15 protein-coding genes and 1 pseudogene are annotated in these 15,498 nt (G+C 38.2%); 15 read left to right on the forward strand and 1 reads right to left on the reverse strand.

Annotation, left to right across the window (positions count from 1 at the left end):
- The first annotated feature begins 1 nt into the window (after position 1).
- The 9 genes and pseudogenes from BLS02_RS05810 (at position 2) to BLS02_RS05845 (ending at position 8,099) form a co-directional block, all read left to right on the forward strand.
- Positions 2-502, forward strand: a complete 501-nt coding sequence (locus BLS02_RS05810; RefSeq protein WP_092492001.1) for an acyltransferase — start codon at positions 2-4, stop codon at positions 500-502.
- A gap of 20 nt (positions 503-522) precedes the next feature.
- Positions 523-1,068 carry a glycerol-3-phosphate responsive antiterminator gene (locus tag BLS02_RS05815; RefSeq protein ID WP_092492002.1) on the forward strand — a complete coding sequence of 182 codons (546 nt, stop codon included), beginning with the start codon at positions 523-525 and terminating at the stop codon, positions 1,066-1,068.
- Between the two features lie 158 nt (positions 1,069-1,226).
- Positions 1,227-1,552, forward strand: a pseudogene (locus BLS02_RS19485) (formaldehyde dehydrogenase, glutathione-independent); the annotation flags it as partial.
- A gap of 234 nt (positions 1,553-1,786) precedes the next feature.
- Positions 1,787-2,617 (forward strand): MIP/aquaporin family protein, encoded by an 831-nt coding sequence (locus BLS02_RS05820; protein WP_092492003.1) that lies wholly within the window; start codon positions 1,787-1,789, stop codon positions 2,615-2,617.
- Positions 2,618-2,631: 14 nt separating this feature from the next.
- Positions 2,632-4,125: a glycerol kinase GlpK gene (glpK, locus tag BLS02_RS05825; protein WP_092492004.1), complete on the forward strand. Its 1,494-nt coding sequence runs from the start codon at positions 2,632-2,634 to the stop codon at positions 4,123-4,125.
- A gap of 86 nt (positions 4,126-4,211) precedes the next feature.
- A complete protein-coding gene (dhaK, locus tag BLS02_RS05830; RefSeq protein ID WP_092492005.1) occupies positions 4,212-5,204 on the forward strand; it encodes a dihydroxyacetone kinase subunit DhaK in 993 nt (330 codons plus the stop codon).
- A gap of 13 nt (positions 5,205-5,217) precedes the next feature.
- A complete protein-coding gene (gene dhaL, locus BLS02_RS05835; RefSeq protein WP_092492006.1) occupies positions 5,218-5,841 on the forward strand; it encodes a dihydroxyacetone kinase subunit DhaL in 624 nt (207 codons plus the stop codon).
- The gene (gene dhaM, locus BLS02_RS05840; protein ID WP_092492007.1) at positions 5,841-6,215 is read left to right on the forward strand and encodes a dihydroxyacetone kinase phosphoryl donor subunit DhaM; all 375 of its coding nucleotides are present in this window, start codon (positions 5,841-5,843) and stop codon (positions 6,213-6,215) included. Before dhaL ends, dhaM begins: the two co-directional genes overlap by 1 nt.
- Positions 6,216-6,440: 225 nt before the next feature.
- Entirely contained in the window at positions 6,441-8,099 is a 1,659-nt protein-coding gene (locus tag BLS02_RS05845) for a glycerol-3-phosphate dehydrogenase/oxidase (RefSeq protein WP_092492008.1), read from the forward strand.
- 107 nt (positions 8,100-8,206) lie between these two features.
- On the opposite strand, the gene BLS02_RS05850 is transcribed toward BLS02_RS05845, so the two are convergent.
- Complete coding sequence (locus BLS02_RS05850; RefSeq protein WP_254788732.1) at positions 8,207-9,241, reverse strand: nuclease-related domain-containing protein; 1,035 nt, start codon at positions 9,239-9,241, stop codon at positions 8,207-8,209.
- 89 nt (positions 9,242-9,330) lie between these two features.
- Between BLS02_RS05850 and BLS02_RS05855 the strand changes: the two genes are divergently transcribed.
- The 6 genes from BLS02_RS05855 (at position 9,331) to rapZ (ending at position 15,498) form a co-directional block, all read left to right on the forward strand.
- A complete protein-coding gene (locus tag BLS02_RS05855; RefSeq protein WP_092492010.1) occupies positions 9,331-9,606 on the forward strand; it encodes a hypothetical protein in 276 nt (91 codons plus the stop codon).
- Positions 9,607-9,880: 274 nt separating this feature from the next.
- Complete coding sequence (locus BLS02_RS05860) at positions 9,881-11,563, forward strand: acyl-CoA dehydrogenase family protein (RefSeq protein ID WP_092492011.1); 1,683 nt, start codon at positions 9,881-9,883, stop codon at positions 11,561-11,563.
- Positions 11,564-11,765: 202 nt separating this feature from the next.
- Positions 11,766-12,770 carry a tetratricopeptide repeat protein gene (locus BLS02_RS05865; RefSeq protein ID WP_175476717.1) on the forward strand — a complete coding sequence of 335 codons (1,005 nt, stop codon included), beginning with the start codon at positions 11,766-11,768 and terminating at the stop codon, positions 12,768-12,770.
- Positions 12,771-12,855: 85 nt separating this feature from the next.
- Complete coding sequence (gene trxB, locus BLS02_RS05870; protein ID WP_092492012.1) at positions 12,856-13,809, forward strand: thioredoxin-disulfide reductase; 954 nt, start codon at positions 12,856-12,858, stop codon at positions 13,807-13,809.
- A 324-nt stretch (positions 13,810-14,133) separates the two neighbouring features.
- Complete coding sequence (locus BLS02_RS05875) at positions 14,134-14,598, forward strand: NUDIX hydrolase (protein ID WP_092492013.1); 465 nt, start codon at positions 14,134-14,136, stop codon at positions 14,596-14,598.
- 15 nt (positions 14,599-14,613) lie between these two features.
- Positions 14,614-15,498 (forward strand): RNase adapter RapZ, encoded by an 885-nt coding sequence (gene rapZ / locus BLS02_RS05880; protein ID WP_092492014.1) that lies wholly within the window; start codon positions 14,614-14,616, stop codon positions 15,496-15,498.

Below are 15,498 nucleotides of genomic sequence, written 5' to 3' on the forward strand. Positions count from 1 at the left end.
TATGCGTAAAACCAATCGATACCCAGTTAAAAATGCCAATTCACTCTGGCAAATATATAAGACAGTGTCCTTCTGGAAGGTGACAAAAAACTTTATTGTTATTCAGCTTGGCAGATACATGCCTTTTTTAGGTGTGAAAAATTGGCTTTATCGCACGTTTTTACGAATGAAGGTAGGAAAACAAACAGCATTTGCATTGATGGTCATGCCTGACGTTATGTTTCCAGAAAAAATAACAGTCGGAGCTAATAGTGTAATCGGATATAATACTACTATTTTAGCGCATGAGTACCTGATAAAAGAATATCGTATTGGTGAAGTTATCATAGGTGATGAGGTGTTGATAGGGGCAAACGCAACAATTCTTCCAGGCATATCAATTGGTGACGGAGCAGTGGTATCAGCAGGAACGCTAGTAAATAAGGATGTTCCGGCTGGTGCATTTGTTGGGGGTAATCCTATGCAGCTTATTTATACGAAGGAAGAGATGGATAAAGAATAATGTCGATGGTGGTGTATAGAATGGAAATGCCTACAGGTGTCTTACCAGCGATTCGAAATATGAAAGACTTTGATAAGGCGTTGGAATCAAGCCATAATTTTATTGTTTTACTGGAAACTCGACTATCCCAACTAAAGAGCTTAGTGGATTATACGAAGCGCTCAAATAAAAAGGTGTTAGTACACTTTGATTTAATTCAAGGCTTAAAAGCAGATGAATATGGAATGGAATATTTGTTACGCGAAGTAAAGCCAGATGGAATATTGTCAACTAGGGGAAACATTATTAAACTTGCAAAGAAACATAAGTTACTCGCTATCCAGCGTATGTTTTTACTAGATAGTATGGCACTAGACCATAATCTTAAGTTAGTTGATCGTTTTAAGCCTGATTGCATTGAGGTACTGCCAGGCCTTATGACAAGTGTCGTTGAAAAGATAAGTCAGGAAAGTAATATCCCTGTCATCGCAGGTGGTCTTATAAATAAAGAGGAAGAAGTATCTGAAGTATTGGAGGCAGGGGCTATTGCAGTATCCACTTCGAATACTAAACTATGGACTTGTTAATTTTATCTGTTAAGTTTTCTGAAAATTATGTTATGAGTGCTTAAATTTAACAAAAATTGATAAGACCAACAAAAAAGGCGTCTTTATATAACTTATGAAGGCACTTATGGCGAATAACAGAGCGGTGGTGTTGAACTCTTTTATGTGAGCAACAAGCAACAAGGGCGGGAGGACGTCTAGGAATTCAAGAACTATATGTAAACGAAGAGCCTAGTTACAAGGATGTGGATACCAAGGAAGAACAATAAAGATTTCGCTTTGGTTTAGGCTTTGCAAAGGCGCATACTTTGTAACTGGGCAAACACCTGTGATGAAGTATCGCAGGGATTTGATGAAGGCGATTTTATGTGGTAACGCGCAAATTACGAAGGCAGTAAACGCTACATTAATTTCACTTGATCAGGCTTCGGATGGTTACAAGCAGTTTGATGGCGAGGCATCTAGAAAGTTAGTTATTGATCCGCATAGGATGGATTGGCCATAACCATAATTACTCTAAATTAAATTGTAAAAAAATATTGACAGCGTTTACATATTGATGTATTATTATATTCAACAAGTTAAGAACGTGGTGGAGACATGGAGACCCACGCTGCAGCAGTACTTTGAAAGAAGTACGCTTATGCAGTGTGGGTCTTTTTCGTGCTATCTATTAATCTACTCAATACCACTCCACGTTTTTTAGCTTAATAATTTAATAAAGAGGAGTTGTTTAAAATTGCCGGAATTTTTAGCGGAAGTAATTGGTACGATGATTCTTATAATCCTGGGGGGAGGAGTAGTTGGTGGAGTTGTATTAAAGAAATCAAAAGCAGAAGACGCAGGTTGGGTAGTTATTACAATTGGCTGGGGTCTTGGTGTAACAATGGGGGTATATGCTGTTGGTAGTTTCACTGGAGCACACATAAATCCTGCAGTTACACTTGGATTTGCGGCTGTAGGAGAGTTTCCTTGGTCTAAGGTTCCAATGTATATATCAGCTCAAATGGTTGGAGCGTTCATTGGTGCAGTTGTTGTCTTTTTAAATTATTTACCACATTGGAAAGAAACAAAGGATCAAGGCGCAAAATTAGCAGTATTCTCAACCGACCCTGCTGTACGAAGTCCCTTTTCCAATTTAGTTAGTGAGATAATTGGAACTTTTATTCTACTAATGGGACTAATGTTTATTGGTGCTAACGAATTTACAGAAGGTTTGAACCCACTAATTGTTGGTTTACTGATTGTTGCGATTGGTATGTCACTAGGTGGAGCTACTGGGTATGCTATTAATCCAGCACGTGACCTGGGTCCAAGAATTGCCCATGCACTACTTCCTATACCAGGAAAAGGCGGCTCTGATTGGAAATATAGCTGGGTTCCAATAGTAGGACCAATTCTTGGCGGTGTTTATGGTGCAGTATTCTATAGAGCAATATTTTTAGGTGAATACTCAGTATTATTTTGGGTTCTAAGTGCAATTATTGCTGTAATTTTATTCGGAGCTACTAGCGCAGAACTGAAAAAAGGGAATACAATTGCAGACAATGTAGAGAAGAAAATTAGCTAAGGAGGAATTTTACAATGAAAAAAGAGTATATTTTATCGTTAGATCAAGGTACGACAAGTTCAAGAGCAATTCTATTTGATCATGATGGTGCAATTGTTGAAACAGCTCAAAAAGAGTTTGAACAGTTCTTTCCAAAACCAGGGTGGGTAGAGCATGATGCAAATGAAATATGGACTTCAGTTCTTGCTTGTATTGCAGAAGTACTACGAAAGTCAGAAGTTGATCCTAACCAAATTGCTGGTATTGGTATAACAAACCAACGAGAAACAACGGTTGTTTGGGATAAAAATACTGGAAAGCCAATCTATAAAGCAATCGTTTGGCAATCTCGGCAGACAGAGGATATATGTAAAGAATTACGTGCAAAGGATTACAACGACTTGTTCAGAGAAAAAACTGGCTTGCTGTTAGACCCATATTTCTCTGGTACAAAAGTAAAATGGATTTTGGATAACGTAGAAGGTGCAAGGGAGAAGGCGGAAAATGGTGATCTGTTGTTCGGTACTATGGATACATGGATTGTCCATAAACTTTCTGGTGGGAAGGCACATATCACTGATTACTCGAATGCATCCAGAACTTTAATGTTCAACATATATGATCTTAAATGGGATGATGAATTACTTGAGATTCTAAATATACCTAAAAGTATGCTGCCAGAAGTTAAACAATCTTCTGAAGTCTATGCCAAAACAGTTGACTATCATTTTTTTGGACATGAAGTTCCGATTGCTGGGATTGCGGGGGATCAGCAAGCAGCATTATTTGGGCAGGCCTGCTTTGATAAAGGTATGGCGAAAAACACATATGGTACAGGCTGTTTCATGTTAATGAACACTGGCGAAGAAGGTGTGAAATCTGACAATGGTTTGCTTACAACATTAGCCTGGGGCGTTGACGGTAAAGTGGAATATGCGTTGGAAGGCAGTATTTTTGTAGCGGGTTCGGCAATACAATGGCTACGTGATGGATTAAAAGTTATTGAAAATGCACCACAGACTGAAGAATTAGCAAAAAAAGTAGATTCAACAGATGGGGTCTATATGGTACCAGCTTTTGTTGGACTAGGTACTCCATATTGGGATAGTGATGCAAGAGGTGCTATTTTTGGTTTAACACGTGGAACTACAAAGGAACATTTTGTTCGTGCAACACTTGAATCACTTGCATATCAAACAAAAGATGTATTGGATGCGATGATTGCAGATTCTGGGATCAATCTAAAAACACTTCGAGTAGACGGAGGAGCAGTGAAAAATAATTTCCTAATGCAGTTCCAAAGTGATGTTTTAGGTGTACCAGTTGAACGTCCTGTAGTTCAGGAGACTACTGCCTTAGGAGCAGCATATCTAGCTGGCTTGGCAGTGGGTTACTGGAAAGACAAAGAGGAAATTGCCTCACAATGGAAGACAGATCAAATTTTCAATCATGATATGGAAAAAGAAGAACGCGACAAGTTATATGGTGGTTGGCAAAAAGCTGTAGAAGCAACAAGGAAATTTAAGTAATTTGTAAAAAGAGAGAAGTCATAATATCCAAAGGGGGCTATGTGAATTTCTCTCTTTTTTTATCAAAATAGTGGAGGGTGTAAATTATGAAAAAAATTATTAATAACCCAGATCGGGCTTTGCAAGAGATGGTTGAAGGAATTGCAGCAGCATATCCAAACGAAGTTAAACAGCTACCTGAAACTACTGTAATCGTCAGGAAAGATGCACCTGTATCTAATAAAGTTGGGATAGTGAGTGGTGGAGGAAGTGGTCATGAGCCCGCGCATGCTGGCTATATTGGAAAGGGAATGCTTGATGCAGCAGTATCTGGAGAAGTTTTTACATCTCCAACCCCTGATCAAGTGCTTGAAGCAATTAAAGCAGTTGATAGTGGGAAGGGTGTGTTTTTAGTGATTAAAAACTACACCGGTGATGTGATAAATTTTGATATGGCTGCAGAACTAGCAGAGGCGGAGGGAATTGAAGTTGAAAAAGTAGTTGTCAATGATGATGTTGCAGTTGAAGATAGTTCATTTACTACTGGAAGAAGAGGGATTGCGGGAACTGTATTTGTTCATAAAATTGCAGGCGCGATAGCTGAACAAGGAGGATCATTACAAGAAGTAAAAGCTGTTGCCGAAAAAGTGGTTGAAAATGTTCGTTCTATGGGTATGGCTCTTACATCTTGTATTGTCCCCGCTGCAGGGAAACCCAGTTTTCAACTGGAAGATAATGAAATGGAAATAGGAATTGGTATCCATGGAGAGCCAGGTATTGAGCGAAAGGAAATGGCTACTGCACATGAAATTGCGAAAGAACTTACCGAAAAAGTTTTAAATGATAGAGATTTCTCAGGGAGTGATGTTGCAGTCATGGTAAATGGGTTAGGTGCGACACCTGAAATGGAACTTTATATTGTGAATAAAAGCGTGCAAGAAATCTTGAAAGAAAAAGGAATCAAGGTTTACAAAACATTTGTAGGTGAATATATGACATCATTAGAAATGGCAGGCTGTTCAGTATCATTATTAAAGCTAGATGACGAAATAAAGTCATTACTTAATGCGGAGTCGTCAGCACCTGCTTTTCGTATCTAAAGGAGTGTATGACATGGGATTACAAGTAACCGAAGCAGTTGAATGGATGAAAAGAATTAATGAAAAAATCCATATCAATAAGGAATATCTAACATCACTTGATCAACCAATTGGTGACGGTGATCATGGGATAAACATGGCACGAGGATTTCAGGAAGTAAGCAATAAAATTACGATGGAGAATTATGAAAATGTCGCTGATTTATTAAAGGATGTAGCTATGACATTAATGTCTAAAGTCGGTGGTGCATCCGGGCCATTATTTGGGACGGCATTTCTAAAAATGTCCTTAGTAGCAAAAGGGAGTGATACGATCAATCATGATAACATTACAAGGATGTTAGAAGAAGCGGTTAATGGTGTCAAACAGCGAGGAAAGGCTGTGGAAGGTGAGAAGACACTTATTGATGTTTGGTCGCCAATGGTTGAGTACTTCAAAAGAGTCGATCGTTTTAAAGCAGGTGAAATAGCAGGTGAAGCAAAGAAAGCCATGGAAAACACAAAGGATATTATGGCAACTAAGGGAAGAGCAGCTTATTTCAAAGAAAAATCAATTGGACACATCGATCCAGGAGCGGCTACATCCTTTTATATGTTTGAGGCATTATCTGAAGTGATTAAAGCAGGTGAAAAGTAATGTCTTACGTTGGTATCGTATTGATTTCGCATAGTAATAAAGTGGCTGAGGGAATAAAAGATATTATCCGCCAAGTCATTAAAGAAGTACCTATTGAAATTGCTGGTGGTACGGACGAAAATGATATTGGAACAAGCATTGATAAGATACAGCTGGCTATAGATCGTGCGAATGACGGGAATGGAGTATTGCTTTTTTATGATATTGGAAGTGCAAAGATGAATGCTGAAGTAGCTCTTGAAATGACGGGAATAGATAATATCAAAATAATAGAAGCCCCATTACTTGAAGGAGCATATGTGGCAGCTGTGGAATCCGGCATGGGTAAGGATATTGAAAATGTGTATTCCGCTATAATGAAGGAGTTTGGATAACATAATACCGGAGAAGTAAAAGATTAAATTGCTTTACCTATTTTGAAGAATTGTGCTACAATATAATTAAGTTAATAGATGTGTCGGAGAAATGGAGAAACCACAAATTGCTGATGATTAGTAGAGTTCATTAGTTTATTTTTGTGGTTTCTTTTTTTTCTAGTATATATGTAATGGCCTTTATAATGATAGTAATAGCATGGATTATAAGGAGAGTGTAGTAATATGACAACTTTTTCAAGTTATCATAGAGAAGAAAACTTTCAGCAAATTAAAGGGAATGAACTTGATGTCCTGGTTATTGGTGGTGGTATTACTGGAGCGGGAATCGCACTTGATGCGAAGACACGCGGGCTGAATACTGCGGTTTTCGAAATGCAGGATTTTGCCGCTGGCACCTCAAGCCGCTCGACCAAACTTGTTCATGGCGGCCTTCGATATTTAAAACAGTATGAAGTTAAGATGGTTGCTGAGGTTGGAAAAGAACGGGAGATTGTCTATGAAAACGGCCCACATGTTACCACACCTGAGTGGATGATGCTCCCGTTCTATCAAGATGGTAACTTTGGACCGTTTACAACAAGTATTGGGTTACGTGTTTATGATTTTTTAGCAGGAGTAAAGAAAGACGAGCGCAGGAAAATGTTGAAGCCTGGTGAAGCACTGGAAAAAGAACCACTTGTTAAGGAAAAAAGTCTTAAAGGTGCAGGGTACTACGTTGAATATAAAACGGATGATGCACGGCTCACGATTGAAGTAATGAAAAAAGCAGTTGAAAAAGGTGCATATGCCATCAATTATGCTAAGGTCGTTGATTTTATTTATAAATCCGGAAAAATTGAAGGTGCAATAGTTGAGGATCAAATTAGTGGCGAAACACATAATGTATATGCTAAAAAAATAATCAATGCTGGTGGACCGTGGGTGGATCACCTACGTGAAATAGATGGTTCCAAACAGGGGAAATCACTGCAGTTAACAAAAGGGGTCCACTTAGTATTTTCAAAAGACAGGTTTCCTTTACAACAAGCTATTTATTTTGATGCACCAGATGGACGAATGATATTTGCCATACCACGAAATAAAATTACCTATGTAGGAACTACCGATACAAGCTATAAAGGAGATATATCACATCCAACTATGACGGTAAATGATCGTGATTACTTGCTTAATACGATTAATTTTATGTTCCCTTCGTTAGATATGACAAAAGATGATGTGGAATCAAGTTATGCAGGGTTAAGGCCATTAATTGCCGAGGAAGGTAAAGATCCGGGTGAAATCTCCCGGAAAGATGAAATTTTCATTTCTGATTCTGGTCTTATTTCAATGGCTGGTGGAAAATTAACTGGGTATCGTAAAATGGCGGAAGAGGCTGTTAATACGATTGTTGAACAGCTGAAAAATGAAGATGGAATCCTTTATTCTTATTCTGATACAGAACATCTTCCTATTTCTGGTGGTGAAGTTGGCGGCTCAAAAGGTTTCCAACGCTTCAAGGATCGAAAAGTTGCTGAAGCAATAGCATTGGGAATTGATGAAGAAACAGCATTATTTTTAATTCAAAAATATGGAGCAAATATTGATAAAGTTTTTGAATTTTATCAAGGGGAAAAGCCAACTGCGGATGAAGCTGGGATTGATCACGTAGTTTTTGCGGAACTAACATATGCTCTTGAGCATGAAATGATATTTAAACCAGTTGACTTCTTCGTGCGGCGGACTGGAGCATTATTTTTCGATATTGATTTCGTGTGGGCACATAAGGATAGGGTTATTGATTATATGGCAGAAGCATTGCACTGGGGTGCAGCCCAGAAAGAAAGCTATACGGCCGAACTAGAACAGTTATTAGATGAAGCAGTAAATCCGGTTGAGTAAATTTCACTCAGCCGGTTTTTTTGCGATATAACGGCCTGGATTGAAAGAGTGACGGTAGCTAACCAAAAGTGACTGGTTCTGTCATCTAGTATAAGTTTGGAGTTTCTTCAAATGGAATATTCCTGTTGTAACCTCATGAGTCTGTTTGCTGGTATATAAGATTTCTGTGGGTAGCCTTGGGAGGCCGGGGCATGGTACTTCCTTGTCCTGTTATTGCCCGACTGTCTAAGTTCCATACCTGTTAGTAATGTATAAGGCGTTCGCGGCGATTTAATCTTAAGAATTTGCTGGCATTGGCTGTTAGTAATAGTGTCTCCATGAATAAGGAAATAATCATATATGACTTGTTCATGGGCTTTTGTATCTGTGTTTTTACATCCTGAGCAAAGCCATTTTTTATACAACCTTTTCATAGGAGACTTGTTGCATTTCGTGCATAGAATCCCGTCTATAAAATGATGCTCAGCTAAACCGAGCTGTTGCAGGATATTTGTTCTAAGTGGCTCATCTGCCTGTTGAAGTTGTCTACCAATTTCCTGTACTGTTGGCATGGTCAATGAATCCTTTGAATAAAGGTTATTCAGTCTCTCTATTTGGAGTTGCAAACTTGCTGTATGAATGATCTTATTATATACCGTTGTATCCTGATGAACATTTTCAACGATTGTGGAAGGATACGCAACTACGACAAGTGTTTCAATTGGTATGTTAAAAAACCCGCGATGTACAAGCCATGTCTTCAAATGGTTTTTTTGAGCTTCTGCCTGCAGAATAGGATCTTTATAAGAATTTATCCGGCCATTTACTTTTTGAGTTAACTGATGCTGTTTGGAATCATAGCTGAATATGCCTTTATAGTTTTTTATCTCCAGGATACAAATAAATTTTTTTGTGAGGATAAGCGTGTCAATTTGAAAATAAAATGGGGGATTTTTCAAACGTAACCCTCTAAGAATAACAAAGTCATTACGCCGAAATGTGGAAATTGTATAGTCAACAGCGCTTTCGCCATCATATCCTGCCTTTTCCTTTTTATACCCAGCAATGATTTTTTCATTAAACCAGAGATCTCCTTTAAGCCGTCTCAGCAATGCCTCGTAAATTAACAGATCGTATGATTTTTTTCTATAATTTTCGATCAAATTGCTCACTCCTTATATTCCTAATAATAGATTTTCTCCATCTAAATGCAATTTCCTTCTGTAATTTGTGTCTAAAATATGAACGTGAAATGAATAAACCCGGCAGAAGAAGGCGTGAATCAGCAGAAGAAGGGAGTGAATCAACAGAAGAAGGGAGTGAATCAACAGAAGAAGGGAGTGAATCAACAGAAGAAAGGAGTGAATCAACAGAAGGAAGGCGTGAATCAGCAGAAGAAGGGAGTGAATCAACAGAAGGAAGACGTGAATCGCCAGAAGGAGGGCGTGAATCAGCAGAAGAAGGCGTGAATCAACAGAAGGAAGGCGTGAATCAGCAGAAGAAGGGAGTGAATCAACAGAAGGAGTAAAAACTAACAACTTCAGCAACACTTTACCGCCACAACTAATAAAAACCTTAGAAATTCCTCTAAGATTTGTTGCGCTTTACGTTAACATTAATGGTAAACTAAATTTAGAGAATATTGTGTTTATATGAGTGAAGGAAAAGGCATATACGGCTGCATATTTTTCATGTGTCAAACAGAATAACTATATGAAAAATTGGAAGCGCTGCTACGATATGTGACCGGTAAATTATTGAAGAAAAAGCTATGTAAACACAATAGCGGGGAGGTAAGTTAAGTGAAAAATTTTTACACATCTGATAAAAAAATTCAGGCCATTCTAAAAAGTAATTTGCCTGCGGATTTTTTTCGGCATGCTAATGAATCGTTAACTAATTTTGGAGAAAGGGTCGCTACAGCCATCGATGAACGTGCTGCCCACACGGATCGTGAGGGTCAGCCAAGATTAGTCAAATATGACAAAATGGGTAATGATATTTCACATGTTTGGGTGAATGAAGGTTATAAGCAAACCGTGAAAGAAACCTATAACACTGGTATTGTCGGGTATGTTCATAAAGAAATTCCGGAACTGGGTCATCAGGGTAATTATCTATATTCATTTGCACAAGGATATTTATTATCACAGGCAGAACCAGGGTTTTATTGTCCTGTCACACTAACAATGGCTACTGCTTATTTGATTGATCATTATGCTGATCAGGTATTAAAGGATAAATTCCTTCCACATGTTCTCGCAACGGGTGACGTGGAATTGTTTGAAGGGGCCACTTTTCTAACAGAACGTCAAGGTGGATCAGATGTAGGTGCAAACGAGGTGGAAGCGATTGAACAAGACGGTTATTACACACTTCAAGGAGAAAAGTATTTTGCAAGTAATGCCGGGATGTGCGGCGTAGCAATGGTGCTTGCAAGAGTGAACGGAGCACAGCCAGGAACAAAAGGATTAAGTTTATTCCTTGTACCATGGAAGGATAACAATATAGCCATTCGCCGGTTAAAAGATAAACTTGGTGTAAGAGCAGTACCGTCAGCTGAAGTTGAACTTGATGGCGCAAAGGGGTATCTAGTAGGTGATGCCAAAAAGGGATTCAAGTATATGATGGAAGCCCTGAATTTGTCACGTGTCTGTAATGCTGTAGCATCACTAGGCATCATGCGCAGAGCATTCACAGAGGCTAGAGATTACGCGATGGAGCGGGAGGCCTTTGGAAATAAACTGATTGCATACCCGATGATTCAGGAAACCTTAGTCCAACTGGCGGTAAAACTGGAAGTTGAGACAAGTTCTACTTTCAAGCTAATTAATTTGTTTGATAAAGTTATGCAAAAAAATTCAAGTGCGACAACAAATGAACAGGCTCTCTTACGTTTGTATATTGCTATTTTGAAAAAAGAAACAGCGGAACAATCAATTGCTTTTTGCCATGAAGCGATTGAAATGCATGGAGGTAATGGATATATTGAAGACTTTGTGACACCAAGACTGCTGCGTGATGCCCAAGTGCTGACTGTTTGGGAGGGAACTGCTAACATACTTGGATTAGAAGTCATGCGACTTATGGAGAAATTCCGTATTCACGAAGTGTTCATACAGGAGATGAAGGAGCAGCTGGAAACACTGCCAAATGGGGACCTAACAGAGCCATTATTTACTGCAATATATGATTTGGAAAAATTCATGAATAAAATTCAACAGATGGATGAACGAACCCGTCTTATGTATCCTAAAAAAATTGCCAAAAAAATGGCAGCAATTTTTGAGGGAATAAATGCAGTGATAGAAGCCTATGGTTCAGGGAAGAGTCAAGCACGTGAAATGGCCATTGCAAAAGTATTCATAAATATGACATTTGAAACCAAAGAGGATGCATTACCACTTGATTATTTTGATTTGATTGTAAGAGAAGATGTAACAGAAAAGACTGTATCAAGCAGCAAATCGGATGAAGAATCATAAAACTCCACAGTGAGCGTTCTGCGAGCGAGGAGGCGCTAAAGGCACCGATGGTATCCTGAACGGTGTCTTAACTTCTATTATTTTTCCTCACACGCTGAAGTTATATCTAATAGAAACAACCTTTATTTATTACATATATAAATCTCCTGAAAACTGTGATATACTTTGTTCGGTAAGTTTTCGACAAATTGGGGGGATACACATGCATCATATTGAAAATAAATCAGATGGAAGACAACATAATGTTATCCCTTTTATACCAGATGGCGAATTTTATTTCACAAAAGGTGTAGAAGCATTTCAGAAAAGGAAGTTCGATTCTTCTATAAAATGGCTTGTTAAAGCGGTTGAAATGACACCGAAAGATAATTTGTATAAATGTCAATTGTCAATAATATATACTGAAGTTGGTTCTTATCATGAAGCAAATCAGCTTTTAACAAAAGTACTTCAATCATCAGATGGTCAATATACGGATTGCTATTATTTATTAGCAAACAATTACGCACATTTAGGGTTATTAAATGATGCAAAAAAATATGCGAAATCATATCTTGATAAAGAGCCGGATGGCGACTTTTGTGATGAAGCAGAACAATTACTGGAATTAATCGATTTCGATGAAGATGAAAATAACGATTGGGATCTTGAGGAAGAAGATGAACTGCTAATTTATCAGGAAACAATATTTTACCATATGGACAACATGGAATGGGACAAAGCAATTCCATTACTTGAAGAAATGATGACACTATTTCCAGAACATAAATTAACAAAACATGACTACACACACGCCTTATTCTTTTCTGGGTATAAAGATGATGCGGTAGAAATGGAATTGGACATATTAAATGATCAGCCAGATTCGTTGCACAGTCATGTGAATTTAGCAGTTTTTTTCTATGAGTTGGGTCGCATACAGGAATATGAACGCCATATTAAGGGACTACTAAATGTATATCCAATGCATGAACAACAAAAATTGCGAATAGCGGTTACACTTGCAAGAACAGGTGTATATCATGAAGCATATGCACGTTTCTGTAAACTTTCAAAAAGTATTGTTAAAAATCACTTATCCTATTATAAATGGTATAGCGTAACAGCTTACAAGCTCGGCGAACCTTCCAAGTCACTATCATTATGGGAAGAAGGCTGTAAAAAGCATCCTAACTTGTCACAAGAGGAAGGTCCGTGGAATGTCTAGTCTGAGCAGAAAAATAGACTAATTCGCTAACTTTTTATACGATTGATGTGGCTTAAATATAATAGTGAAGAAAGGGCTGATTTTAATGTCCGAAGAGCGTATGTATGATGTAATTATTGCGGGTGCTGGACCTGCTGGCATGACGGCAGCAGTTTATGCATCACGTGCAAATCTGGACACGTTAATGATTGAAAGAGGAATTCCGGGTGGCCAGATGGCAAATACCGAAGATGTTGAAAACTTTCCGGGTTTTGAACATGTATTAGGACCGGATTTATCAAATAAAATGTTTGAACATGCCAAAAAATTTGGTGCAGAATATGCGTATGGTGATATTAAAGATGTTGTTGATCATGGTGATTATAAAACCGTAATTGCTGGCAAGAAAGAGTATAATACAAGAACTCTGGTAATAACGACAGGTGCTCAATTTAAGAAACTGGGCATTCCTGGAGAAGATGAATTAGGTGGCCGAGGTGTTTCTTATTGTGCAGTATGTGACGGTGCCTTTTTCAAGCAGAAAAATCTTGTTGTAATCGGTGGTGGTGACTCTGCTGTTGAAGAGGGGATCTATCTTACACGGTTTGCTGACAAGGTAACAGTTGTACACCGCCGTGATGAACTTCGTGCGCAAAAGATCATTCAGCAACGTGCATTTGATAACGATAAAATTGACTTTATCTGGGATACAGAAGCAGAAAAAATTAATGGCCCAGATGGGAAAGTTAGCAGTGTTTCCTTAGTTAATAATAAGACTGGTGAGGAATATGATTATCCAATTGACGGTGTCTTTATCTATATCGGCATGGTACCGTTGAGTGAACCATTTAAATCAATCGGTATCACAAATGAAGAAGGATATGTACCAACAAATGAGCATATGGAAACATCAATTCCAGGCGTTTTTGCTGCAGGAGATATCCGTGAAAAAACACTTCGACAAATTGTGACAGCTACTGGTGATGGAAGTATTGCTGCAGAATCTGCACAAAAATATATTGAAGAGTTAATGGAAGAATTAAAAGCGACAAAATCCTGACATGGTAATTATAAAAAGTAACTTTTCAGAAAGTAATTACTTCTTAACGCTGTTGTAACACGCACGAAATATTTATCAGTTACAATGTAGTTAACTAATTGACCCCCTTTTAATAGATAAATTAGTTTATTGCGCAGGTGAACTTTCACCTGCGCCTTTTTTTGTACTTAGCGACAAGTTGAGTCCTTCTAATGATAAAGAGTTTTTGTAAATACTTGTCCAAACCTGTCGAATAGAAATCATTTCCTTGTTGGTTTTAATTTATTCATTGTATAATAGGGATGATATGGACGAATTCCTCTTAACGATTGGGGTGAATTAGGAATGCAACGTGTTACAAATTGCATATTATTAGATAAAGAGAAAGTCTTATTACTTAAAAAACCACGTCGAGGTTGGTACGCAATACCTGGTGGTAAAATGGAACAAGGTGAATCCATTAAGGAATCAGTAGTTCGGGAGTATCAGGAGGAAACTGAACTTCAATTGATAAAGCCATCATTAGCTGGCGCATTCACTTTCTCTGTTTTTAACGACAAATCTGTTGTTCATGAGTGGATGATGTTTACATTTATTTGCAAGAATTTCACTGGTGAATTGACGGAACATTGTAATGAAGGAGAATTGGAATGGGTTGCGTTAGATAATATTAAATACTTACCAATGGCTGAAGGGGATAGGAAGATATTTGAGCATGTACTGTCCTCAGAAGCAATGCTATATGGATCTTTTTCATATACTGAAAATTATGAGCTAATTAAATTACGCCTTGATCCAACCAGACCTTGAGGGGAGAAATACGTAATGTCGCATAATGAACAAGAAACAAAGCTAGTTGTTATAACAGGAATGTCAGGAGCGGGAAAAACGGTCGCAGTTCACAGCTTTGAAGATTTGGGGTATTACTGTGTAGATAACTTGCCGCCTGCTTTGCTTCCAAAATTTTTGGAGCTCATGAAAGATTCTACAAACAACATTCATAAAGTGGCGCTTGTAATGGATTTGCGTGGTCGGGAGTTTTTTGATTCATTATTTGAAGCACTGGATATTTTAGGTAAAGAAGATTGGCTCGACGAACATATTCTATTTCTCGATGCCCAGGATGAATCATTGGTAACAAGATATAAAGAAACGAGGCGTTCACATCCACTTGCTGTTGGAGGATTACCGCTAAATGGGATTCAGCAGGAACGTAAAATTCTAGATGAATTAAGGGGAAGAGCGCAACGTATAATCGACACGAGTAATTTAAAGCCAAAAGCATTGCGTGACAAAATACTTAAGGCATATACAGAAGATAAGCAAGAGATTTTTTCGGTTCATATGGTCTCTTTTGGATTTAAATATGGCGTTCCAATTGATGCGGATTTAGTATTTGATGTACGGTTTTTGCCGAATCCACACTATGTGTCACATATGCAGCCGTTAACAGGGCTGAATCCGGAAGTTTCATCCTATGTCTTCAAGTGGGGAGATACCAAAAAGTTTAATGAAAAAGTACTGGACTTACTACAGTTTATGCTTCCTCAATATAAGAAGGAAGGTAAGTCTCAGCTTGTTGTAGCGATTGGCTGTACTGGTGGACAACATCGGTCGGTCGCAATAGCTGAATACTTTGCCAAACAGCTTTCTTCCAATTACATTACCCATATTAGTCATCGAGATATCGATAAAAGAAAGGGACATTAA

It is taken from the genome of Virgibacillus salinus (assembly GCF_900102415.1).
GTDB classification, from domain to species: Bacteria; Bacillota; Bacilli; order Bacillales; family Amphibacillaceae; genus Lentibacillus; species Lentibacillus subterraneus.